The organism is Pseudomonas sp. IT-P12 (assembly GCF_949767465.1).
In the GTDB taxonomy this organism is placed as follows: Bacteria; Pseudomonadota; Gammaproteobacteria; order Pseudomonadales; family Pseudomonadaceae; genus Aquipseudomonas.
Genome location: NZ_CATKPY010000011.1, coordinates 477,675 through 499,898 on the forward strand (window position 1 = coordinate 477,675; position 22,224 = coordinate 499,898).

Annotated in this window: 22 protein-coding genes; 11 read left to right on the forward strand and 11 right to left on the reverse strand. The window is 56.3% G+C overall.

Annotated elements, in window-relative coordinates:
* Nucleotide 1: 1 nt before the first annotated feature.
* From ACM6IM_RS05375 to ACM6IM_RS05420, 10 genes are all read right to left on the reverse strand, one after another.
* On the reverse strand, nucleotides 2-1,015 hold the full coding sequence (locus ACM6IM_RS05375) for an iron ABC transporter substrate-binding protein (protein WP_414864427.1): 1,014 nt from the start codon (nucleotides 1,013-1,015) through the stop codon (nucleotides 2-4).
* Nucleotides 1,016-1,156: 141 nt separating this feature from the next.
* On the reverse strand, nucleotides 1,157-1,717 hold the full coding sequence (locus ACM6IM_RS05380; RefSeq protein WP_192307946.1) for a membrane integrity-associated transporter subunit PqiC: 561 nt from the start codon (nucleotides 1,715-1,717) through the stop codon (nucleotides 1,157-1,159).
* Nucleotides 1,718-1,734: 17 nt separating this feature from the next.
* The gene (locus ACM6IM_RS05385) at nucleotides 1,735-3,390 is read right to left on the reverse strand and encodes an intermembrane transport protein PqiB (RefSeq protein WP_414864428.1); all 1,656 of its coding nucleotides are present in this window, start codon (nucleotides 3,388-3,390) and stop codon (nucleotides 1,735-1,737) included.
* Nucleotides 3,371-4,021 (reverse strand): paraquat-inducible protein A, encoded by a 651-nt coding sequence (locus tag ACM6IM_RS05390; RefSeq protein WP_192307948.1) that lies wholly within the window; start codon nucleotides 4,019-4,021, stop codon nucleotides 3,371-3,373. Before ACM6IM_RS05390 ends, ACM6IM_RS05385 begins: the two co-directional genes overlap by 20 nt.
* The gene (locus ACM6IM_RS05395; protein WP_414864429.1) at nucleotides 4,018-4,614 is read right to left on the reverse strand and encodes a paraquat-inducible protein A; all 597 of its coding nucleotides are present in this window, start codon (nucleotides 4,612-4,614) and stop codon (nucleotides 4,018-4,020) included. The genes ACM6IM_RS05390 and ACM6IM_RS05395 overlap by 4 nt, the downstream gene beginning before the upstream one ends.
* 118 nt (nucleotides 4,615-4,732) lie before the next feature.
* Nucleotides 4,733-5,002, reverse strand: coding sequence for a type II toxin-antitoxin system RelE/ParE family toxin (locus ACM6IM_RS05400; protein ID WP_414864430.1), 270 nt, complete (start codon nucleotides 5,000-5,002; stop codon nucleotides 4,733-4,735).
* Nucleotides 4,992-5,183, reverse strand: coding sequence for an antitoxin (locus ACM6IM_RS05405; protein ID WP_225607151.1), 192 nt, complete (start codon nucleotides 5,181-5,183; stop codon nucleotides 4,992-4,994). The genes ACM6IM_RS05400 and ACM6IM_RS05405 overlap by 11 nt, the downstream gene beginning before the upstream one ends.
* A gap of 256 nt (nucleotides 5,184-5,439) precedes the next feature.
* Entirely contained in the window at nucleotides 5,440-6,741 is a 1,302-nt protein-coding gene (locus ACM6IM_RS05410; RefSeq protein ID WP_414864431.1) for an NAD(P)/FAD-dependent oxidoreductase, read from the reverse strand.
* Entirely contained in the window at nucleotides 6,738-7,826 is a 1,089-nt protein-coding gene (locus ACM6IM_RS05415) for a polyamine ABC transporter substrate-binding protein (protein ID WP_414864432.1), read from the reverse strand. The genes ACM6IM_RS05410 and ACM6IM_RS05415 overlap by 4 nt, the downstream gene beginning before the upstream one ends.
* A gap of 150 nt (nucleotides 7,827-7,976) precedes the next feature.
* Nucleotides 7,977-9,335, reverse strand: a complete 1,359-nt coding sequence (locus ACM6IM_RS05420) for a glutamine synthetase family protein (protein ID WP_192307953.1) — start codon at nucleotides 9,333-9,335, stop codon at nucleotides 7,977-7,979.
* A 161-nt stretch (nucleotides 9,336-9,496) separates the two neighbouring features.
* Between ACM6IM_RS05420 and ACM6IM_RS05425 the strand changes: the two genes are divergently transcribed.
* The 7 genes from ACM6IM_RS05425 to ACM6IM_RS05455 all read left to right on the forward strand — a co-directional run bounded on the left by ACM6IM_RS05425 (nucleotide 9,497) and on the right by ACM6IM_RS05455 (nucleotide 16,726).
* A complete protein-coding gene (locus ACM6IM_RS05425) occupies nucleotides 9,497-10,411 on the forward strand; it encodes a helix-turn-helix domain-containing protein (RefSeq protein WP_414864433.1) in 915 nt (304 codons plus the stop codon).
* 79 nt (nucleotides 10,412-10,490) lie between these two features.
* Nucleotides 10,491-10,940 (forward strand): hypothetical protein, encoded by a 450-nt coding sequence (locus tag ACM6IM_RS05430; protein ID WP_414864434.1) that lies wholly within the window; start codon nucleotides 10,491-10,493, stop codon nucleotides 10,938-10,940.
* Between the two features lie 81 nt (nucleotides 10,941-11,021).
* Nucleotides 11,022-11,231: a cupin domain-containing protein gene (locus ACM6IM_RS05435; protein ID WP_414864435.1), complete on the forward strand. Its 210-nt coding sequence runs from the start codon at nucleotides 11,022-11,024 to the stop codon at nucleotides 11,229-11,231.
* Nucleotides 11,232-11,577: 346 nt separating this feature from the next.
* A complete protein-coding gene (locus ACM6IM_RS05440) occupies nucleotides 11,578-12,261 on the forward strand; it encodes a hypothetical protein (RefSeq protein WP_414864436.1) in 684 nt (227 codons plus the stop codon).
* A gap of 134 nt (nucleotides 12,262-12,395) precedes the next feature.
* Nucleotides 12,396-14,252: a hypothetical protein gene (locus ACM6IM_RS05445; RefSeq protein ID WP_414864437.1), complete on the forward strand. Its 1,857-nt coding sequence runs from the start codon at nucleotides 12,396-12,398 to the stop codon at nucleotides 14,250-14,252.
* A gap of 13 nt (nucleotides 14,253-14,265) precedes the next feature.
* Entirely contained in the window at nucleotides 14,266-15,237 is a 972-nt protein-coding gene (locus ACM6IM_RS05450) for an ATP-binding protein (protein ID WP_414864438.1), read from the forward strand.
* Nucleotides 15,238-15,652: 415 nt separating this feature from the next.
* Nucleotides 15,653-16,726, forward strand: coding sequence for a hypothetical protein (locus tag ACM6IM_RS05455; RefSeq protein ID WP_414864439.1), 1,074 nt, complete (start codon nucleotides 15,653-15,655; stop codon nucleotides 16,724-16,726).
* An 85-nt stretch (nucleotides 16,727-16,811) separates the two neighbouring features.
* Here ACM6IM_RS05455 and ACM6IM_RS05460 read toward each other — a convergent pair whose 3' ends face one another.
* Complete coding sequence (locus tag ACM6IM_RS05460) at nucleotides 16,812-17,279, reverse strand: helix-turn-helix domain-containing protein (protein ID WP_338507317.1); 468 nt, start codon at nucleotides 17,277-17,279, stop codon at nucleotides 16,812-16,814.
* Between the two features lie 221 nt (nucleotides 17,280-17,500).
* Here ACM6IM_RS05460 and ACM6IM_RS05465 point away from each other — a divergent pair, with 221 nt between their 5' ends.
* The 4 genes from ACM6IM_RS05465 (at nucleotide 17,501) to ACM6IM_RS05480 (ending at nucleotide 22,190) form a co-directional block, all read left to right on the forward strand.
* Nucleotides 17,501-18,232, forward strand: a complete 732-nt coding sequence (locus tag ACM6IM_RS05465; protein WP_134722329.1) for a metallophosphoesterase — start codon at nucleotides 17,501-17,503, stop codon at nucleotides 18,230-18,232.
* Nucleotides 18,233-18,753: 521 nt separating this feature from the next.
* A complete protein-coding gene (locus ACM6IM_RS05470) occupies nucleotides 18,754-19,251 on the forward strand; it encodes a hypothetical protein (protein WP_414864440.1) in 498 nt (165 codons plus the stop codon).
* Between the two features lie 663 nt (nucleotides 19,252-19,914).
* Entirely contained in the window at nucleotides 19,915-20,514 is a 600-nt protein-coding gene (locus tag ACM6IM_RS05475) for a TIR domain-containing protein (protein WP_134722325.1), read from the forward strand.
* Nucleotides 20,515-20,576: 62 nt separating this feature from the next.
* A complete protein-coding gene (locus ACM6IM_RS05480; protein WP_338507319.1) occupies nucleotides 20,577-22,190 on the forward strand; it encodes a CBASS cGAMP-activated phospholipase in 1,614 nt (537 codons plus the stop codon).
* The last annotated feature ends 34 nt before the right edge of the window (nucleotides 22,191-22,224 follow it).

Genomic DNA, 22,224 nt, shown 5'->3' on the forward strand with positions numbered 1-22,224 from the left:
TTCAGAGCAGTCCGGCCTGGGTCATCAGCTCCACGGCTTTCTTGCTGTCGAGTTTGGAGGCATCGACTTTCGGCGCGTCGAGCTGTTGCAAAGGCACCAGTTTGGGGTTGGATTCAGCATTCTTGCCAACAGCGTACTCGTAGGAGCTGCCGGTCTTGAGGATCGCCTGGCCGTCCTTGCCGGTCACCCACTTGAGGAAGGCCTGGGCCTGCTCCTTGTGTTGACTCGAAGCCAGGACGCCGCCACCGGAGACACTCACGAATGCCCCCGGATCCTTGTGCTTGAAGTAGTGCAGGGCGGAGTTCTGGCTGTTTTCACCGGTTTTGGCCTGATCGCCGAAACGGTAGTAGTGGTAAATCACCCCGCTGTCGATTTGCCCGGCATTGACCGCCTTGAGCACGGAGCTGTTGCCCCGGTAGGCGGTGAAATTGGTTTTCATGCCCTTGAGCCACTCGAGGGTGGCGGCTTCGCCCTTGAGCTCCAGCACCGCCGCGACGATTGCCTGGAAGTCGGCACCGGCCGGCGAGGCGGCCCAACGGCCTTTCCATTTGGGCTCGGCGAGGTCCATCAGCGATGTCGGCAGCTCGGCTTCCGGCAGTTTGCCCGGGTTGTAGACAAACACCGTGGAACGCGCCGCGATGCCGACCCATTTGCCATGGGCCGGGCGGTACGCAGCGTCGACCTGTTCCAGGGTGGACGGGGCCACCGGCGCAAACAGCCCGGCGTTGTCGACCAGGACCATGGCCGGGGAGTTTTCGGTGAGGAACACGTCTGCCGGTGACGCCGCACCCTCTTGCACGATCTGGTTACCCATCTCGGTGTCATCGCCATTGCGCACCGTGACCTTGATCCCGGTTTCCCGGGTAAAGCCCTCGATCCACGCCTTGGTCAGGCTTTCGTGCTGGGCGTTGTAGACCACGATGCCGTCGCCATCGGCGGCGTAGGCGTGACCGGCACCGAGCAGGGCGGTGGCAAGCAGGGCGTGTTTGAGGAAATCGGGGATGCGGGGGTTCATGCAGTGGCGGCTCCAGTTATGTTTGGAATCATGCACACGGACAGACCAACAGGGTCGTCAATGAGTATAGGTCAATGCGAATCGTTTGCAGGTCAAAAACGCTGACAAATGTAAGGGGCGAAATGCGAAAAAAACGTGAACTCAGGAGGCCGGCGGACAACTTTTTTGTGCACGGCCTGCCGCCTGGCTGATCAGCGCGGCGAGGCGCTGGACGTTGCGTTGCTGGGCGAGCACCAGGTCGTCGATGGACGGACCTGAAGGCGTCTGCAGGGTGCTGCGGCAATTCAGCATCGCGCTTTCACCGTCACCGGGGCTGCGCAGGCGCCATTTGACGTCCATCAGCGCATATTGACCGGGAATCGAATCGAAGCGCTGCACCTCCAGGCGCACCGACGCCTTGCGCTGGGGGTTGCTGCTGGCCAGTTGATCGACCAACGCGCTGCGCAGCTCATCCACCAGGCTGGCGGCCCACCACTCGGTTTCCAGAATCGCCAGGCCACTGTTGCCCTGGCGAATGACGATCTGCGGGCGATCGACCTGGGGCGGCACGCTGAGGCCTTCGATCTGGATTTCACCGCCATTGCCCCGCGCGGTGCCGCTCAATTGCGCAGGCGTCAGGGTGTGGAATTGAATGGGGTCGCTACGACAGGCCGTCAGCAGCACGAACGCCGTGACCCACGTTATCTTCAGCGGAGTAACCATGAGTGTGGCTCCTGTAGTCAGTTACGCGGTGGCGCTTTCAGGTCCAGCGGCGCGGCATTGTCCGGCCGCCCGCGAATCAGCGACTCGGGGTGCCGTCCCAGGTAATCCGAAAGCTCACGCAGCGAACGTGACATGCGTCCGAGTTCGTCCAGGGTCTGGGTCAGCTGTTCTCGTTGCGGCGAGTCCTCGGCCAGGGTCGAGGTCGCCGATTGCAGGGTTTTGCTGACATCCCCCAGGGTGGTTTGCACACCGGGCAGGGTTTTGGCATTGAATTGCACCAGGCCCTTGCGCAGCTCCACGAGGTTGCTGTCGAGGTTGCTGGCGATGCGCTCGATGGGCAACTGGTTGATCTTGTTGACCATGCCTTCGAGTTTTTCCTGCAGCTGTTCGAGGCTGCCGGGGATGGTTGGAATGGACGGTGGGCGGGCGGTCGGGTCGAACGCGACCTTCTCGGCCTTGGGGTAGAAGTCGAGGGCGATGTACAACTGGCCGGTTAGCAGGTTGCCGCTGCGGGCCTGGGCGCGCAGGCCGTTGTCGATGAAGGTGCCGATCAACCGGATGCCGGCGGCTTCGTCATCGGGGTTGTGGTTCAACACCTTGAGCATCTTGGTGTGCGCCTGACCGAGCCGCTGCGGGTAGATCAGAATGCCGACGTTGACCGGGAAACTGCGTTTTTCGGCATCGAAATCCAGGTTGACCGACACCACCCGGCCGAACTCGACACCGAGAAATTCCACCGGCGCACCGACTTTCAGACCGCGCAAAGCCTGGTCGAAACGCAGCACCAGGTACTGCGCCTTGCCGGCGGGCGGGGCGAGGGCGGTCTGCTGGTCTTCGAACAGATCGAAAGTCTTTTCCTCGGCTGCCGGCGCATCATTGGGGCTGTATTCGGGCGCGCGAAAGGCAATGCCACCGACCAGCAGAGCGGAGAGCGACTCGGTTTTCACCGCAAAACCGTTGGCGCCGACATTCACATCGATGCCGCTGGCGTTCCAGAACCGGGTGTTGTCGGTGACGTAGGCGTCGTTGGGCGAATGAATGAACACCTCGATGTTCACCCCTTTGCCATCGGCGTCCAGGGCGTAGGCGACCACCTGGCCGACCGGAATCTTGCGGTAATAGACCGGCGAGCCGATGTCCAGCGAGCCCAGGTCCTGGGTGTGCAAGGTAAAGCGCTTGCCCGGCTCGCCATAGGTGATGGGCGGTGGGTTTTCCAGGCCGGTGAAACGCTTGGCCCGGGCGTTGTCCTGGCCAATGTCGGCGCCGATATAGTCTCCGGAAAGCAGCGTGTCGATGCCCGACACGCCGCCGGCACCGATGCGCGGACGCACCACCCAGAACTGCGAGTCCTTGCGGGTGAAACTCTCTGCCTGCTTAGCCAGCTTGATGGTGGCGTTGACACTTTTCTGGTCGTCGCTGAGCTCGACGTCGGAGACATGGCCGATCACCACATTGCGGTACTTGACCTCGGTCTTGTTGGCGGTCAGGCCGCTGCCGGTCTTGAAGGTCACGGTGATCGTGGGGCCTTCCTGCAGGATGCTGTGCACCACCAGGGAAATACCCACCAGCACGGCGACGATGGGCACGATCCAGACCAGCGAAACGCTGAAGCGGCGGGTCTTGATCGGGGCCTGCCCGGGGGCTTGCGGCCCGTCAGTGGCTTGCGATTTCATCCATGACCTCCTCGTTGTTCGGATGGGGTGTATCCCAGATCAACCGCGGGTCGAAACTCATCGCCGCCAGCATGGTGAACACCACCACCAGGCCAAAAAACAGAATGCCAGTGCGTGGTTCGATGTCCGCCAGGGCCTGGAACTTCACCAGCGAGGCGACCAGTGCGACCACGATCACGTCGAGCATCGACCAGTAACCGATGACCTCGACGAAGCGGTACAGCTTCGAACGCTCCTTGCGTGCCCACGCGCTGTTGCGTTGCACCGTCACCAGCAACAGGGTCAGGACCACGAACTTGAGGCCGGGCACGGCGATGCTGGCGATAAAGATGATCAGGGCAATGTCCCAGGCGCCGGCCTCCCAGAACTCCAGCACGCCACTCATGATGGTGCTGTCGGCGCCGTTGCCGACCATTTTGGTGTTCATCACCGGCAACAGGTTGGCCGGGATGTAAAACACCAGGGACGTCAGCAGGTACGCCCAGGTCCGGGTCAATGCGTTGGTCTTGCGTCGGTGCAGCGGCGCGCCGCAGCGTTCGCATTCGTGGGGTTCGCCGGTCATGTCGCAAGCCAGGCCGCAACTGTGGCACAGGCACAGGTCGAGTTCGCTGGCCAGCGGTGGCGTGCTCATGGCAGGTCCCACAAGTCACGGATATCGCGTCCGGCGATGCGGATCATCATCAGGCTGAGAATGGCCAGGGCGAACAGACCGATGCCCGGCAGCACATCGAGCAATCCGGCAAGCTTGATCACCGCGACCATCGCGCCCAGCAGGCAGACTTCCAGCATGCTCCAGGGCCTGAGGGTTTCCAGCCAGCGCATGCAGAACCTGAACCCCGGCGAGCGACGACCGGCGAGGGCATGGCCCAGGACCCAGATCAACAGCAGCAATTGAATGACCGGCGCAATGATCATGGCGATGGCCGCCACCAGGGCGATGAAGGTGATGGGGCCCAGGCTCAGGGCCAGCACGGAATCCCACAGCGTCGCACTGTTTTTCAAGCCTTTGAGGCTGATGCTCATGACCGGGTAGAAATTGGCGAAGATCCACAGCATCAATGCCGTGACGGTCAGCGCCAGGCGCTGCTCCACGGTCAGGCCGTTGTAACGCTGAAGCACGCCGCCGCAGCGGGTACAGAGGGTTTTTTGATGTTTAGCGAGCGTGGTTTTCCGGTACACGCAGTCGCAGTGCTCGCAGATGATCAGTTGATCGGTCGCAACCATAGAGGGCACTCGCCGGGAGACAGGAAAGTCAGAGCACCCCCTCAATATAGAAGTGCCTCGCGATTGAGCAAATCGAAAGGCGGGGGCCGGCGTAGATACAGGCGTTATTTCCGTGGGCTCAGGGGTATTTTCGCCTGGAGTGCAACACGTTGAGGATCTCTAGCTGGTCCGTTACCTGATAAACCAACAGATAGTTGGCATGCGCGACGATTTCTCGCGTGCCCCTGACTCGACCTGTCCTGTAGAGGTGAGGATGTTTCGAAACAGTGGACGCGGCAGCGTGGATGGCCTGATTCAATTCGACGGCGGCTTGCAGGTTGCGGTCGGCGACGTAGCTGATGATTTGCTTCAAGTCAGCCCGTGCTTCGGGCCGCCATTCAATCTGCATCGCGCCCGTGGCGCCTGGACTCGATAAGGGCTTGCATTTCGGCCATCACTTGATCGTGTGGGAAGTTGGGCCTGGGATCATCTCGTGAAGCTTGGACTTTGGCGCGAAGCCAGCGGTCATAGCTGGATGCCTGTTCTTCGGTTTCGGAGTCGGAATCAAACGGCGGATGCTGGGGGCTCATATGGACCTCCGGGACAGGTGCCGGCCAGTCTATGCGCAAACTCGTGACTTGTCGTGAATGTCCGGACTTTCGGGCAGGTCTGTTGCCTCTAGCGTTCATGATGAGTTCGCCTCTGAAGAAAGTCACCACGCTAAGCCCCGTGCTTCCGACGGACAACCTGAAAAGAGCGTCGGAAGCTTCCCTGAATACGCTGCCGGTGTTCATTTTCCGTAGGACTGCTCGCTCTTCGTTGCGTAAGAATGATCAGTCCCTGCATTCAACCCAGCACTTCGCGCAACCGATACCACAGCATCCCCAGCGCCAGCAGGGGAGAGCGCAGCATCGGGCCGCCGGGGAAGGTCATGTGCGGCACAGCACTGAACACATCGAAGCCCTGGCTGTGGCCGGCGTGAATCGCTTCACCCAGCAGTTTCGCGCACCAGTGGGTCACGTTCAGCCCATGACCGGAGTAACCCTGGGCGTAAAACACGTTCGGCTGCTGGCGCAGGCGACCGACCTGCGGAAAGCGATTGGCGGTGATGCCGATCTTGCCACCCCACTGGTAGTCGATGCGCACATCGGCCAGTTGCGGGAACACCTTGAGCATCTGCGGACGCATGTAGGCGGCGATGTCCGCCGGATCACGCCCGGAGTAGTGGCAGGCACCGCCGAACAGCAAGCGCCGGTCAGCCGAGAGCCGGTAGTAGTCCAGGCCGACTTTCTGATCGCACAATGCCAGGTTCTGCGGGATCAGTCGGGCCGCGACGTCTGGCGCCAAGGGCTCGGTGGCGATGATGTAGCTGCCCGCCGGCAGCACTTTGCCACTGAGTTTCGGCTCCAGTTCGTCCAGGTGCGCATTGCACCCCAGCACCAGGCTGCCGGCACGTACCGTGCCCGAGGCACAGCGTACCTGCACCGTGCTGCCATGGATCAGTTCCAGCACCGGGCTTTGCTCGAAGATTTGCACGCCAAGGGTCTGCGCCACCCGCGCTTCGCCCAGCACCAGATTCAACGGGTGCAAATGCCCGGACCCCATGTCCACCAGGCCACCGGCGTACACCCCGGCGTTCACCACCTGCTCGCGGATCTGCTCGGGCCCGACCAAACGGGTTTCATGGGCGTAACCGGCGTCGACCAGGCGTTGCTGTTCGCCCTTGAATGCCGCGAACTGAGCCTGGGTATTGGCCAGTTCACAAAAGCCCCAACGCAGGTCGCACTCGATGTCGTGCTCGCGGATGCGCTGGCCCACCAGTTCCACCGATTCGACCCCGGCGCGCTCCAGATAGCGCACGCCATCAATGCCGACGTATTTGGCGAACCCACTGACGTCATGCCCGATGCCGCGAATCAACTGCCCGCCGTTACGCCCGCTGGCGCCCCAGCCGATGCGTCGGGCCTCGAGCAGGATCACCGAGAGCCCGCGTTGTGCCAGCTCGATGGCGGTGTTGACCCCGGTGAACCCGCCACCAATCACGCAGACGTCAGCCACCAGGTCGTCGGTCAGCGCAGGGAAGGGGGCCAGTCCATTGGCCGAGGCCGCGTAATAGGAGCGGGCATGTTCCTGGGTGTACTGATTCATTTGTTCGACTTCACTTTGCTCCAGGAACGGGTCATCAGACGCATGATCGCTTGGGGCGGGGTGGTGGAAATGTAGAGTTTGTCGAGCACGTCCTGAGGCGGGTAAACCTCGGGATTGTTGACCAGCTCAGCGTCCATGTACTGCTTGGCCGCCGGGTTCGGGTTGGCGTAGCCGACAGAAGCACTGACTTTGGCGATCACTTGCGGGTCGAGCAGGTAATTGATGAAGGCGTGGGCCTCTTTCGGGTTGCTGGCGTCGGCAGGGATGGCCAGCAGGTCGAACCACAGGTTACTGCCTTCCTTGGGAATGGCGTAGGCGATGTTCACGCCGTTATTGGCTTCCTTGGCACGGTTGGCGGCCTGGAACACGTCGCCGGAGTAACCGAAGGCCACGCAGATGTCGCCGTTGGCCAGGTCCGACACGTACTTGGACGAGTGGAAATAGGTGACGTAAGGCCGAATGCTCAGCAGCTTGGCTTCGGCTTTTTTATAGTCCTCGATTTTTTCGCTGCGTGGGTCCATGCCCATGTAATTGAGGATGGCCGGGAACACTTCATCCGGCGAGTCCATCATCGACACACCGCATTGGCTGAGTTTCTTGATGTTTTCCGGCTCGAACAGCACGGCCCAGGAATCGATGTGGTCGATGCCCAGCACTTGCTTGACCTTGTCCACGTTGTAACCGATGCCGTTGGTGCCCCACAGGTAGGGGACCGAATGCTGATTGCCCGGGTCGTTCTGCTCCAGCAATGCCAGCAGTTTCGGGTCGAGATTCTTGAAGTTCGGCAGCTGTTCGCGATCCAGCTTGAGGAACGCGCCGGCCTTGACCTGACGGCCGAGGAAGTGATTGGACGGCACCACCACGTCATACCCGGTACGGCCGGCAAGCAGCTTGCCCTCGAGGGTTTCGTTGGAATCGAAGACGTCGTAGATCACCTTGATCCCGGATTTGGCCTGGAAGTCGGCGAGGGTGGTTTCGCCGATGTAATCGGTCCAGTTATAAACGCTGACCTGTGGCTGGGCGTGCGCAATGGCACTGAACAGCACGGCCAGCGCGGCCGGAACAACGGATTTCAATAGACGCATGTCGACACCTCTTGGAGTTATTGGGTTTTTCAGGTGGTGCTTCGGTGTGTTGGTGAGCGCTTTCGCGATAAGGCTCGCTGCCACAGGCAACTGCATTGCAACAGTGGGAGCGAGCGTGTTCGCGAAGCAGCCGTCGAGGGCTACGCGGGATTAGACGCTGAGCAACAGGAACTCACGTTCCCAGGAGCTGATCACCCGCTTGAAGTTCTCGTGTTCGGCCCGTTTGACCGCGACATAACCGCGGACAAACTTGCTCCCCAGGTAACGTTCGATGGCCACGCATTCTTCCATCTGGGTCAGCGCGTCTTCGATGGTGATCGGCAGACGCAGGTTGCGACGCTCATAGGCACGACCCTGGACCGCCGCGCTCGGGGCGATGCCTTCGACCATGCCGATGTAGCCGCACAACAGGCTGGCGGCAATCGCCAGGTACGGGTTGGCGTCGGCACCCGGCAAGCGGTTTTCCACGCGCATCGCCTCGGGACTGGACGTGGGGACACGCAGGCCCACGGTGCGGTTTTCCTCGCCCCATTCGACGTTGACCGGTGCCGAAGTGTCGGGCAGGAAGCGGCGGAACGAGTTCACGTTCGGCGCAAACATCGGCAGCACTTTGGGGATGTATTTCTGCAAACCACCGATGTAATGCAGGAACAGTTCGCTCATTTGCCCGTCGGCATTGGCGAAGATCGGCTTGCCGGTGGCGATGTCCACGACGCTCTGGTGAATGTGCATGGCGCTGCCCGGCTCGTCGCCAATCGGCTTGGCCATGAAGGTGGCGGCGACGTTGTGCTTGAGCGCGGCTTCACGCATGGTGCGTTTGAATACGGTGATCTGGTCCGCCAGGTCCAGCGCGTCGCCATGACGGAAGTTGATTTCCATCTGTGCCGGGCCGTCTTCGTGGATCAGCGTGTCGAGGTCCAGGCCTTGCAGTTCGCACCAGTCGTAGACGTCCTCGAACAGCGGATCGAACTCGTTGGCGGCGTCGATGGAGAACGACTGACGCCCACTTTCCGCCCGGCCCGAACGGCCCAGCGGCGCCTTGAGCGGCAGGTCCGGGTCTTCGCAGCGTTGGGTCAGGTAGAACTCCATTTCCGGCGCGACAATCGGCCTCCAGCCCTTATCGGTGTACAGCTGCAGGACTTTTTTCAGCACGTTGCGCGGCGACAGTTCGATGGGGTTGCCGAACTTGTCGAATGTGTCGTGAATCACGATGGCGGTCGGCTCGATGGCCCATGGCACTACATACACGGCATCGGAAACCGGCTTGCAGACCATGTCGATGTCGGCCGGGTCGAGCAGGTCGTAGTAGATGTCGTCGTCGACGAAGTCCCCGGTTACCGTTTGCAACAGCACACTTTCCGGCAGGCGCATGCCTCGCTCATGCAGGAACTTGTTGGTGGGCGCGATTTTGCCGCGTGCAATGCCGGTCAGGTCGCTGACGACGCACTCGACTTCGGTAATCTTGTGATCTTTCAGCCACGTCAGCAGCTGATCGAAAGGGACATTCATAAAGACCTCGTTGTTGGTTTTATTAACGCCGGGGAGGGCGGTTTCATCTGCCGCACACTTCCCCTGAGACGCGTTGACGACTATCTTGGGCGAGCCTCAAGGTTCCATCTATCCACTTTCAGCAGCACCAAAACGCACCAAACGAGTGCGTAAGGTCACCCATGACAGCGTGCAATCCCATACAAGTCCAAGCCTTCGATACCGCCGACGTGGCCGAGCAGATCCGCGCCACACCGGGCTGGGTCCAGCATTACCAGCAGATGTCGCCGGGGCATTTCGCCGGGCGGGTGCGTTACCTCGATCTGCAGGGCGTGGAGATCTACGAAGAGCACATGAACACCCGGGTCGAGCAGAATTTCAGCGCGCCCGAGGGGGCGCTGGCGTTCTGTTTCGATCGCAGCGACAACGCGCTGTACGTGCTCAATGAAGAAAGCCGCAACATCTGGATCACCCCGGAGAATTACCAGGAAATCGCCGTGGTCTTCGGGCCGGCGTTTGTCCAGCGCCATGGCCTGAATGTCGCCAGGCTGGAAGGCTTGTTCATGGCGCCGCTGAACTCAGGGCAGAACGCGCTGTTCAGCCGCTGGCTGAGCGGCACCCTGACCCGATTGGCACAAACCCTGGATCCACCGAGCAAGGAAGCGCTGACGCAACAGTTGCTCGAAGACTGCCTGTACATCCTCGATAACGCGTGCATCTGCCTGGATCGTGGCGGCTTGCAGCGTCGCACCGAAGAGCGTGCGGTGATGAAACGCATCGGCGAATGGGCGGCCGATTCCCCCGAGGAGACCCTCAACCTGCTGGAGCTTTCCCAGATTGCCGGAGTGTCGCTGCGCCAATTGCAACATGCCTTCAAGGCCTACACCGGCATGACCCCGACCCACTGGCTGCGCCTGCGTCGCCTCAACAGCGCCCACCGGGCATTGCTCAACAGCTCGCCGCTGCAAACCACCGTGGCTGAAGTGGCGATGCAGTGGTCGTTCTGGCACCTGGGGCGGTTTTCCAGCAGCTATTACTCGCTGTTCAAGGAGCTTCCGAGTGAAACGCTGAAGCGCACGGGCAGGCAACGAAAGTAAGGCCGTCAGTCCCTTGGCGAGGGAGGGCAAGTCACCCTGATCTACACTCTTGATGGCTGCCCATTGCCCGGAGGTCATAATGAACAGGTTGTCTCCCCTTGGCCTGTGTGTCGCGCTGGCGGTTGTCGCCCCTCAGGGATGGGCCCAGTCGGTCGTGCCCCTGAAGGGTCAAAGCACGCAACAGACCCAGACCGATATCACCGAGTGCCAGAACATCGCGGCCGGCCAAACCACCTCATCGACACCGTCCGGAGGCCGGATCAAGGGCGCCGCGGCAGGCGCTGCCGCCGGCGCGACCGCCGCACAGATACGCGGACGCCAGCACGACGAGTTTTATGATCGCGTGGATGACGACACCCAACAGGATTATCGCCAAGACCGCGCCAGGCAGACCGCCGCTGCGGGCGCCGTGGTCGGTGGCTCACGTCAACGCCAGGAACGCCGGGCACAACGCAACAGCAACGAGGCCGCCAGTGCGACGGCGTACAGCGGTTGTTTGCAAGGCAAGGGATATCAGGTCAATCCTTGAGCGTGGCTGTATGGTCACCGGCAATGACGCTACCAGGAACGACCCGTGCAGCATCTTGAAGACCATCGTGATTACCGGTGAATGTTTGCAACCGCACGTACCGGCGGTATCTGGAAAGCTTCGCGACTGATTGACGGTTCAGCAGGATTTGCTTTGGTCAGCGACGCGGTGTCGCCAGGGTTTGATTTTGCGGACATGCAATTGGGAAACAGGGAAAAGCTTGGAGAGACGTTTCCCGAGTATTGGGCGTTGATTGAACAAATGACCGAGGACCAAAGTCCGCCGAAGTAAACCTGACACTTTTAACCCTCCAACAACCCCCTGATAAATCAGCAGCTTGATAAAAGCCAGCCGCTCGTGTGTGCACGTAAGCCACTAGGGTTGTTTCCGCTCGCCAGCAGTAAAAGTGAACCCTAGGACGCGTAAAGAAGTAAAAGTGACCCTAAGGCCGCATTCCTGTTTACCCTTCAGTCCACGATTTCTAGACATCCGCACCAGCGACAGCCGTAAAGACCCGGATTTCATCGCCGATTGAAATTTCAACCCTCCACTTTGTTGCGAATAGTTCCTATACCCCCCTGCTGCAAAGCTAAGCTTTCGGAAGCAATTCACATCCCTTCGTGACAGGGTAAGTAGCATGGCGAGCCCGAGAACCCACCTACGACGGCAGCTCACAGCCTCACGAAAGGCGACGGGCAATAACTACAGCATTTGGCTTTTTTATAGCCACAAGGTGCAGGAAGATATTGCACTGGTTGGTGATTGTGAGGTTCTGCACTGGGTTACAAATCTGGAGCCCAATCCAAAGGTGGCTAGCTTCAAACTTGGCGTAGAGGTCGAGGTTTCGGAAGAGGAACCAGCGGCAGACGATAAATTTGAAGTCATCAAATGCACTAAAGTCTTTTGCGTGGATGGCGCTGTTGAGCTGCACAGGATTTTCAAAAGCGACGATGCTAAGGATGAGGTGCGCCGCGTTCCCGTCTGGTTCAAGGAGGTCGGCAGTGCAGTTTCAACAGGCACGCTTGTAGGCCTGCCAAGCACAAGCTTCTATTTGGCGAGTAAGAACCTCGGCTTTTGGGTAAAGGTCATTGCGTTTGCCTCGCAGGTGCGCAGCTACAATCTTAAACACGAAATGGATTTAATTCACTCCACGATTTCAGTGCAAAAGGACGGGGATGTGCGCACCCTCCTAGCCAGCACTCCGATTCAAGATACTGCGCTCGCGCTTGGTGCGATGTGCCAAATGATCTTATCGGGCACCATTAAAGTGGAAGCAAGCGTCGATGGATTTGGTAACAATACCCGGTGGTCTTTACCATGACAGCACGAAACAGTCGTGCGACCACGGTACGGCTTCTTGAGTCAACGATGCCCTGGGAGCCTGTTTGCACTGATTCGTTTTCTGAGGATGCACTGAACACGTTCAAACGTAGGGTTTCTGCCTTGGAAATGTATATGGCAGGTGCTTCGCTTTCAGTGATAAAGCAACAAACCAAGATTGGCGGAAACTATCTGAGAAAGCTCATTGCGAAATGTCTTCTCGTCGATGCGCGTGGCGTTGTGTACGGATATACGGCGTTGATACCAAATATTCAAATCAAAATCTATAAAAGAACGGCCCCAGTTACACCGCGAATAGGTGGGAGTGGCCTTTCCGGAGTGCTTGGCCTCCTATTTCAACAATACCCCGATCTAGAGGACTATCTACGAGCATTGATCTTGAAGCGCGAGAAGCCTCAGCCTGGTACTGGAAATGTAGTCATACATGAGGATGCAATAAAACCAAAAGCGGTTCATCATAGCTTCATAAAGTTTCTGGAGAAAAAATCCCACCCCAAAGATGCATGGCCCTACATAACCGAGAGTTACGGTGTTAAAACGATTTCAGAATTTACTCGCAGAGTCCGTGCTGAAAATTTTGATCGTGCCGTTCATATCATAGGTGACGTGTCTGCAGTTGCGCATTTGGCAGTAGGGAGGGGTAAGTCCACGCTGGCGAACCTGAAAAACCTGTATGACTCTGTAGTGATCGATAGTCATACGATCGATTCTGAGTTTGTGATCGAATTCGAAAATTCGTCGGGCCTGGTAAGCTCAGTAGAACTTAAACGCCTCCACGTAATTGCGGGCTTGGAACCATCTTCCTTCGCAGTATTGTGGTTTCATGTGGTGTACGGTCTGGACGCAGATGCAGAAGATGTAATCTCATTGTTACGGGAGATGCTAAGTCGGAATTTGCCAAAGCCTGATGTGCTCATTCCAGATCTTGAGCTCAAGCCCGGCGCCGGCTTCCCCACTGAGTTTTATCCTGAACTTGCCTGCGTAATACCATCAGTTTTGCGGCTGGACAACGCACTGGCACATTTGTCCACAAAGGTCAGTTGCGAGCTCCGCAAAGAGCTAGGTTGGGCTGTGGAATACGGCCCGCCCAGACATTTTGAAAGACGCCCTGGAATTGAAAGACTTTTTTTAGAATTTGAACGCGAATTGTTTCAGCGCTCGGTAAACACAGTGGGTTCTCGACCTGGGGGCAACTCAGGAGACAGCGCAGGGCAAGCAGCAGTGAAATACAATATTAAAAGCTCCTATTTAGAGCAGCTCTGCTACACTGTTTTCGCCAATCATAATGCAGAGCCAACTGAAGGAAAAGGATTCTTAAGCCCGCTGCAAGTTATTGGGCAGCGGCTACGTCAGGGAAATAATCATTTCATACCTAGATTCCTACCTACTGACAAGATGAATACGATCGCCTTGGCGCTGAGATCAGAAAGGCGCACAGTACGAGGTAGTATTGAAAATGGCACCAGGCCCTATGTAAATTTTGAGCGGGCCCGCTATTCCAATGACAACCTCAGAAAGGAAAGTAGCCTCATCAACCAAGTAATAATCATCAGAATAAATGAGAGTGACGTGCGGACGATTTATGGGTATCGCTTGGATGGGCGCTCTCTAGGAGCTCTCCAAGCTGAAGGTCATTGGCGAGATGTCAAACATTCTAGGAAAACCCGCAGAGCAGTTAATAGCGGCAAACGCAAAAAGACTGTGAGCAATGTTGAGGGCCAAAGTCCTGTGGTGGTTTTTCATAACCAGCTGGCAACGGAGCTAGAGCACAGCCTTCAGACCAAGTCGAAGTCGAAAAAACTTGCGTCGCAACTGGATCGCTTGAGGCATGAAATGGAATGGAGCAAGAACGTTGAAAATGGTGGGGGGACAACCTTCACGACAGATGTTCCTGCTCACCCTGCTCCTGAGCGGGAATGGGTGTTGCCTGAGGATAGTGTAGACATTGATGCATTAATCAAGAAGATTTAACGAGGAACGGTCGATGGAAGTTTATGAGCCGACAGATTTGGCGATGCAGGTTAAGTACTTCCCCAGCCATCCTCTTATCATAAAAGACTTTACGATTGTCACGCCCAGCATACCCCCAGTGCTAAATATTGTCGTAGAGAGCGTCATGCTGCATAAGAGGAGTATCTGCTTTCGGGCTTATCCCCAAATGGGAAAGTCCACAGCCTGCCGGCTTTCACGTGCGGCCATTGACGAAGGGCAAAGTTTCAGAGATCGTTTTTGCTTAATGATCACTGCGGATCCACGCCGCCATGAACATATAATCCGTACGATTGTTAGGAATTTGAATCTTGCAATCCCGAATCTGCCAAAACTCGAAAACCTGCGCCGAGATGCTCTGGCGGCAATCGAGAACAAGCTCAGGTCGGTGAATGGCAGGCATTTCGTTCTGTTGATCGACGAAATGCAGGCATTGCTGATTTCGGAATATGAACACCTCCAGTTCTTGCAGAACGAACTCGCCTTGCAGGGGATCGGTATGACTGTGATCGGATTCGCCCAGACACAGGTGGATGACTCAATTACCTTGCTGAGGGAGCAAGGGCGACCCGAACTACTTGTTCGGTTTTTGAATGAAGTCTACGACCTGCCGCACTGCACGAATGTTGGATGGCTTACGGAAACCCTCACATTTTTTGACGAGAAGATGACCTACCCTTCGAATAGTAAATGCACATATACGGAGTTCTTTCTACCACTAGCCTTCGCAGGCGGTTTCAGATTGGCTGATAGCGCAAAGCTTATTTTTTTACAAATGGAGCAAGCTATTCGCGAGGCAAGCTTGAAGCTTTTTCCGACTGCTCATGTGCTAGAAGTATGCAGGCTGATATTAATTCGCGCAAAAAAGCTCGATCATGCGGGATTTGAACTTCCACAAGATGTCGTTAAAGCAGCCGTAGCGGAAGCAAATTTGGCAAGCTACACAACTAATCTGACTAAAAAATAATTATCCAGGTGGCAATATGCTCATTTACCCTGCCATGGTTGCATCATATCCGTCCTCGTGGCAGGTCTACTTAGATATTCTGAGGTGTAATAGCCTCGCAGACTATCACGCTCTACAGGTTTTTGTATTAGGCAACCCAAGCCAGGAAGCATGGTGGAACTGCTCAGGCTCATTGCGTTACTTGAGCGCTGAGCTGGGAATGTCACCTGTAGAGCTGAAACCATCATTCGTCGATGGTTGGTTTCCGGTTCCTAAACCGTATGAGCATGATTTAACAAGTCAGAGGGGGCGAGTTCAGATCAGACATTGCCCTCAATGCATAAAGTACGGTTACCATTCTGTAGTATTTTACTTTGGCGTTGTCACCCACTGCCCCTGGCACGGAGATGCCCTAGAGCGATGTGAACAGTGCTCAATGATTCTTGATCAGCAGTGGGGTATGCAGAAGGGGATTTATAACGCTGAAAATCTCTGTGAACACATCCCAATTATCTTAAGAGTTGCAAAAAACGACCCGCTGCCTCCAGATCTGGCTGGCGTTATACAGACCTGGTGCAATACGTTTTTTACGTGGGTTCAGCGAGGTCACGAATTGTTAGGCGAGACAGCTTATGATGTAGTCGCTGTAAATCATGCCTGTGCGTTGCAAGATGTCCAGGTAGCGCTTGGTTACTTAGTTGAACGACTGGGCGTGCCAGGCTTCACTGCCAGACAGTCTGAGTCGACTGTTGTCTTCAGAAATACTCACCCCAAAACCTTGCGCTCAGAAACATTCGCAGCTTATGCAGGTTGCAATAATGAGTTGATGTCAGCAGGCAGTCGCGTGATATCGAGTACTCAAATGCGAGCGGTTGTCCGGGCTTTGCGCAGATACCTTTTTCGCGTATATGTGAAGCCTCATCGATCCTGTCTCAAAAAGCTCAAAAAACTGGGCAAAGTAGAGTGGGTAAGAATGGATGCAAGAGCGATATGCCCTGGCGTCCTTGCTTATGCTTTGGTTTGCGCAAAGTATTGGCAGGTTCCGCCTTACTATTTTTTTCGAAATGCTTGCTCTTATGATTGCACAGTCGGCTTTAAGCAACGAACCATCAATTCGAATAATGGGGGGATTGGGTCAAGCTTTGAGTTGGACGCAGTCAGTGTATTGCGTTCCTTTTATGAGGTGCTCGATGGCTTAGCAAACTACGAAAAAATCGACGCAGAATGCATCATGTTCAGTTCTCAATTCTTTTGTTCCAAACGGACATGCAGATACTCGGGCATCTTTGAAATCGGTCGAAATCGCGGCCTTCCTGTGCGTGAGGGCGCCTACTTATTTATGAAAAATCCAGAAGTCCTAGCCAGTGTTTGTAGAAAGTGCCAGAGCCCGCACCGACTGGTCATCGATAGCGATGAAGTAGAACTTCGAACGCTCGATAGGCACACGATCTACTGCGCTATTTATAACTTTTCAAAGGGAGCCTCAGGTTCGTGCGATTTTTACATCTGACCATTGCAGATGAATAAACTCGCCAGCAGTTTGCTTCCGTTGGGTGTTTCGAAACCATTTAGCCACCCTGACACTCACTAGCGTGTCAGGTGGTCTGCAAGCCGAGTTTCTTTAAATGGTTGCTAACGGTTTGACGGCTGACCCCTAGCTGCCTTGCAACCTCTGCCTGGCTTAAACCTTGAGCCGCAAGATCCTTGATTTGCGCGCGCAACTCTACAGCAGCAGCGGTTACAGGATGAATAGCCTTTGAAGGCAGCGGAGGGATCTCACACTGGAGCAACCCTGTGGCTTTCAGGTCGCTCTCCAGGTGCTCCAGAATCTGCTGCGGCGTCACCCCGCGTTCCGCAGCGTACGCCAGTACCAAAAGGCTCAGCGGATCCACGTCTAGGGCTTCGGCAATTTGCTGACTGACGTCAAGGGTAACTGAGCGCGTACCTGCTTCCAGTCGGCTGAGGTAGGACGGATCAGCCGCATGAGCCAGTTCCTGCTTCGAGGATTCGCGATGGTTGCGTAGATACTGCAAAGCAGAAGCGTAGGCAGAGCGAAGCGACATGAGCGTTACCGTTCAAACGGAACGATATGCTGAATTTGCCTTGTCATACGCAAGTGTCTATAGTCACGTTGCTTGACGCTGGGGTAGGCTATTCGCCAGCGGGGCCTTATGGCTAGCGGGTTCTACCAATTTATGCATAAACCGAATTTAGCTCCGGAAAGCCCTGAGTCGGTCTCAAGCCAGTCTGCGCATTTTACCAGCAAGGCCAAAATCACCAGCCCATGAAAGTCCTCATTTACTCAGATCTGCATATCGAATTCGACCGCTTCATCCCACCAGATGTGCCGGCGGATGTGGTAGTGCTCGCCGGCGACATTGACCTGCAAGCGCGGGGTGTTTTGTGGGCAAACGAGACCTTCAGAACTCCAGTCGTGTACTGCGCTGGGAATCATGAGTGCTACAAAGGTCATCTCGATCGAACAATCGAGAAGATGCGTGCTGCGGCGGCCCCCCACGTCCATGTGATGGAGAACGAGGTTTTGACCTTGGGAAACGTGAGATTCCTGGTGGGTACCGCATGGACGGATTTTTCTTCGACGGGCGATACGGTCGCCGCATCCATGACCTGCGGCCGGATGATGAACGACTTCAAAATGATCAGGGCCGACTCGAATTACCGGCGCCTGCGGCCGGCCGACCTTATTGCCAAGAACCACGCCACGCGGGAGTTTTTTAGCCGGGAGTTGAGCCGGCCATTCGCGGGGAAAACATTCGTCGTCACTCACCATGCCCCACTGGCTGAAGTGGCGGGCGATGAGCACGATGGGCATGTCAGCGCCGCGTACTACAACAGGTGGCACTCCTTGGTGGAGCAAGCCGATTTCTGGGCGTTCGGCCATACCCATTTCTCCATCGACACTGTCCTGGGTGGGTGCCGTCTGATATCGAATCAGCGTGGGTATCCTTCGGAAAGCTGTGAATTTGACCCATACAAAATTATCGAAATTGACTGAGGAATGGTGAGTAGCGTGAGTGCTTGTGAATTGATCGGGCTTCCACAGCAAGTCGAGCAGGCGACCCGGGTTGCCTGGGGCGTCAAGATTGACGCGTACCTCATGGACGCAGCGCAAGTAGGTGATCGCATCACAGCATTGGTCTACTGCGATCTTTCCGGTGTGAGCAACGACGGTATGACGGTTGTGACACCGGAGGTTCGCGCTGTACGCCAGGTCAGAGGATTTACGTTGGTACGTAGCCTGACGGGCCAAGACCATTACGTGATTGTGTCTAAATTGTCCGAAGGGCTGTAGGGGCTCGTGACCCTGCCATTGGCGTAACGAGCCGCAGTGCTGAGTTGTCACCTCGACTCAGTCGTGGCCCCGATGGCCCGTAGCACGCGAGAGACGTGATCAACGTGAGCCGATGCCTAGGGTATCCGATGCTTGAACCAGCTAGTTGTGCCTGGTGGGTTAACACGCCTGCGAGCTAGCCCTCTATTGCCGTCAAGAACCACTTGTAATACTTAAGGAAAGGTATGTCTGACCTCAAAAAAATGACACTTATTGTCAAAAACTACAATCTTAGAGCCAATAGCGACTTAGATGCGCTATATGAGCAGGTCAGGTGTGAGGATGCTCAAGGCAATACCTTTCACTTTAAAGAAGTCGCAATGGTTGATTATTTGAGGCGGCACGGAGCACTTGTAACTGACAGTCCTCGGACTTGGTATTACAAGCACCTTGGCAAAAATTCAATCGCGCTTATTGCCATTGAGAAGACCAATGGCAAGGTTGAGTATGATCTCGACAATATGCGGCAAGTTGCGAAGTCCAGCATTCTAAAGGGAATTCTGATGGCGCTGGCTGCCGTTCCTGCTGGAGTGGTCATCGGTGTCGCCACCTATGGCATCGGTTTATTGTTCATTCCAGCAGCGTTTTACTATGCATACAGGGGCGTATTCAAGATTCCAGGGATGCTGCGTCGGAAAACACTTGTCGACGAGCTTGCAGGTCACGGAATTATTGTTCGATAAGCCACAGAGGCCTTCTGTCGAAGAGGGTCGCGCCGGCCCCTGTTCCCGGTTTCACAGCTGGATCATGCGATACATAAGCGTTCTTCGTGTTCTACTGATTGAAGCGAGGATGGGGAGAGTCGGATGAGTGAACTTCATATCATTGGGCCATGTGCACGCTCGTCACTCAGTTGCTGGAGTGCTCGGCATCGTTGCTTCAAGAGCCAATACGATCAAATTTTGGCAGTCGCTCATCAAGTGTTCGGAAACCAAACGACTGCAGAAAATTGGCTGCAAGGGTCTGCGGGTGGATTAGGCCGTGGTGCTCTCTGCAGCCTGCTTTGCTCCCCATCAGGGTATCAAAACATCTACGGACTCCTCATGCGCCTTGACTACGGGATTCTCGGCTGAGCCGAACTAACCCTATCGATTTCCATTGTCCTACCGGATGTCCGCGAACCAAGTTCAGGCTGGCTTTGTGGCCGCCTGAGCACCCCCATCAGTCCGAGCCGGCAGGGTAGCCATCATGATGATGTCATCCGCGGGGCTTGGTGGTATCTTCTTGCCTCTCTTAACCAACACTGCCTGATGGCCCCACTTTTCAAGGCTACGGCAGACTGCCTCCCGGATCCTCAGGCATCCGGAGTGATGGCTACGGTGGGTGCCAAAGACTAGGAGCAAGGGATGGCACGAAGAACGTTTTTCTCCTTCCATTATCAGGAAGACGTGTGGCGAGTTTGGAACGTCCGGAAATGCTGGGCTATCGGCAAAGATCGAGAAGCAGATGGTTTTTTTGACGGCAGTGTGTTCGAAGCGTCCAAGAGGGAAAGCGACGAAGCGCTCAAGAATTTTCTTCGTGACGGTCTCAAAAATACCTCTGTGACGTGCGTGCTTGCTGGCCAGCACACCGCTGCCAGGCGGTGGGTACGTTATGAGATCGTGCGCAGCGTTTTGAAGGGTAATGGGCTGCTCACTGTTGATATCCATGGCCTTAGGAATGATAAACAGGTGCTTGGCGTGAAAGGCACAAATCCACTGGATCAGGTGGGTCTGTATCTCTCCAACGGTAAAATTCTCTTCGCGGAGGTCAAGGGTGGTAAGTGGGTGAAGTATGAGGATTACACCGTTGCCATCCCGGCCGCTGATCTGTGGTTCGATGCTCCTACCAGCAACACCGTAGTTCCCCTTTCTAAACACTGCATCAGATACGACTTCGATGCTCAAAATGGCAGGGCCAATATTGCTGGCTGGATCGAAACGGCGGCTGGCCTGGCTGGCCGTTAGAAATGCGCCCCTAGCTGTAGCTGGTCGCTGCAATAGACATTAGGATCACTTAGGTATCGCACATGGCTGTCACACAGCGCCTGGCCGGCGTCAGGATCCACCTGTCCGGATCAAATAAAGAATCAAAAGCAGAGATTGCTGCTTTCGTTCAGAAACTCGCAGCGAAGGTCTTCAGCGAACGAGGCTCCATTGTCCATGGAAGTCATCCATCATTCACTGCGCCACTGCAGAAGGCTGCAGAGGATTTCATCCAGGCGGGTGGTAGCAAAGGTGCGCTTACGCTAGTTCGAGCGAAAAGCTTTTCAACCGACGAATACACCACTGAAATTGAAGAGCAGAGAGCTTTCGCTTCTGTAGAGATCGTGCCCGCGGATAACACTGGCACAGCGGCAGACGGTCTGACCCCGATGCGTGATTGGATGGCTGATCGTTCCGACGCCGTCATCTGTGTGGGGGGCGCATGGTGGGACGTCAACAAAGCAAAAGCGGGCGTTCCCAATGAGCTCGATGCAATGCTTGAGCTCGGTAAGCCTGGTTTTGTCGTCGCGGGCTTCGGCGGGGCAATCGCAGGTTATCTCAAGGAAGATCAGTCGTTGCTGTCTCGCCTGCGCAACGGGTTGTCTGAGGATGCCAATAAGGTCATTGCAGAAAGCACGTCTGTAGACCAGGTCGTAGATCTGATTGTCGAACAGTTGAAAAACCTCCCCCTTACTCGCCGCAACATTTCGCGCGGCCGCAACTTCCGCATTTTGGCGCTCGACGGAGGAGGGCTGAGAGGTACCTTCACCGCGGCAGTCTTGGCCAAGTGGGACGACATGCTGAAGGCCGGTGGCGGAAACGACCTCATTTCACATTTCGACCTAGTTGCCGGCACCTCCACCGGAGCGATTCTCGCCATTGGCCTCGCGATGGGGCTAAAGCCTCGTGAGATCCTTGAATTTTACGAGAAGAAGGGCCCTCAGATTTTCCCGGCAGATCGTAAGCTACGACACTGGCTTAAATCCAAGCACGACTCAGCCACGCTCCGGGGCCTGCTAAAAGAGGTTTATGGTGACAAAACGCTGGCTGCAGACTCCCTGTGCCGTCTGGTGATTCCCACTGTCAGGGCCAAGCATGGGCAGGCAGAGGCAATCGTTACCCCTCATAGCCCAGATCGCACAGCTTACCGAGATATCTCAGCCGTCGATGCCGCCTTGGCTTCCTCAGCTGCACCTACCTATTTCGATGAAGTCACCTTCGATGGCCCTATCGCGTTGGAGACGTTCCTCGATGGAGGCGTCTGGGCTAATAACCCTATCCTCCCGGCGCTGGCGGAAGCGGTTCGCTACCTGAAAATCCCTCTAGACAGGATCGATGTGCTGAGCATCGGCACGCTCAGTAGCGAAAGTGACTTCACCGACCAACTCGGTAAGGGCAAGGCTGGCTGGGCCCCCCACAGCGTTGATCTCTTTTTTGCCGCCCAAGAGCATGGTGCCCTGGCACTAGCCGAGAGCTTCCTGGGCCCAACGCGCCACGTACGCGTTAACCAGCAGACCCCTGTTGAAATCAAGATGGATGACGCCGAGGCAATTCAAGACATGGCGCAACGAGGCAATGAGGCTGCAAAAGAGCACTTTGCGGAGGTGCGTTCCAGGTTCTTCGATGGCCAGCATGTTGATCCGTGGGAGCGTTTCTGAGTGGGCATGGGCACTGAGAGGTTAACCCTCCCGG

Coding starts and splice junctions, on each gene's coding strand:
- ACM6IM_RS05455 (WP_414864439.1), top strand. CDS start 15,653: ATGATTCTTGATCAGCAGTGGGGTATGCAGAAGGGGATTTATAACGCT.
- ACM6IM_RS05435 (WP_414864435.1), top strand. CDS start 11,022: ATGTTTGCAACCGCACGTACCGGCGGTATCTGGAAAGCTTCGCGACTG.
- ACM6IM_RS05385 (WP_414864428.1), bottom strand. CDS start 3,390: ATGAAATCGCAAGCCACTGACGGGCCGCAAGCCCCCGGGCAGGCCCCG.
- ACM6IM_RS05470 (WP_414864440.1), top strand. CDS start 18,754: ATGTCTGACCTCAAAAAAATGACACTTATTGTCAAAAACTACAATCTT.
- ACM6IM_RS05395 (WP_414864429.1), bottom strand. CDS start 4,614: ATGGTTGCGACCGATCAACTGATCATCTGCGAGCACTGCGACTGCGTG.
- ACM6IM_RS05380 (WP_192307946.1), bottom strand. CDS start 1,717: ATGGTTACTCCGCTGAAGATAACGTGGGTCACGGCGTTCGTGCTGCTG.
- ACM6IM_RS05480 (WP_338507319.1), top strand. CDS start 20,577: ATGGCTGTCACACAGCGCCTGGCCGGCGTCAGGATCCACCTGTCCGGA.
- ACM6IM_RS05450 (WP_414864438.1), top strand. CDS start 14,266: ATGGAAGTTTATGAGCCGACAGATTTGGCGATGCAGGTTAAGTACTTC.
- ACM6IM_RS05430 (WP_414864434.1), top strand. CDS start 10,491: ATGAACAGGTTGTCTCCCCTTGGCCTGTGTGTCGCGCTGGCGGTTGTC.
- ACM6IM_RS05420 (WP_192307953.1), bottom strand. CDS start 9,335: ATGAATGTCCCTTTCGATCAGCTGCTGACGTGGCTGAAAGATCACAAG.
- ACM6IM_RS05415 (WP_414864432.1), bottom strand. CDS start 7,826: ATGCGTCTATTGAAATCCGTTGTTCCGGCCGCGCTGGCCGTGCTGTTC.
- ACM6IM_RS05410 (WP_414864431.1), bottom strand. CDS start 6,741: ATGAATCAGTACACCCAGGAACATGCCCGCTCCTATTACGCGGCCTCG.
- ACM6IM_RS05425 (WP_414864433.1), top strand. CDS start 9,497: ATGACAGCGTGCAATCCCATACAAGTCCAAGCCTTCGATACCGCCGAC.
- ACM6IM_RS05475 (WP_134722325.1), top strand. CDS start 19,915: ATGGCACGAAGAACGTTTTTCTCCTTCCATTATCAGGAAGACGTGTGG.
- ACM6IM_RS05440 (WP_414864436.1), top strand. CDS start 11,578: ATGGCGAGCCCGAGAACCCACCTACGACGGCAGCTCACAGCCTCACGA.
- ACM6IM_RS05465 (WP_134722329.1), top strand. CDS start 17,501: ATGAAAGTCCTCATTTACTCAGATCTGCATATCGAATTCGACCGCTTC.
- ACM6IM_RS05460 (WP_338507317.1), bottom strand. CDS start 17,279: ATGTCGCTTCGCTCTGCCTACGCTTCTGCTTTGCAGTATCTACGCAAC.
- ACM6IM_RS05405 (WP_225607151.1), bottom strand. CDS start 5,183: ATGAGCCCCCAGCATCCGCCGTTTGATTCCGACTCCGAAACCGAAGAA.
- ACM6IM_RS05375 (WP_414864427.1), bottom strand. CDS start 1,015: ATGAACCCCCGCATCCCCGATTTCCTCAAACACGCCCTGCTTGCCACC.
- ACM6IM_RS05400 (WP_414864430.1), bottom strand. CDS start 5,002: ATGCAGATTGAATGGCGGCCCGAAGCACGGGCTGACTTGAAGCAAATC.
- ACM6IM_RS05390 (WP_192307948.1), bottom strand. CDS start 4,021: ATGAGCACGCCACCGCTGGCCAGCGAACTCGACCTGTGCCTGTGCCAC.
- ACM6IM_RS05445 (WP_414864437.1), top strand. CDS start 12,396: ATGGCAGGTGCTTCGCTTTCAGTGATAAAGCAACAAACCAAGATTGGC.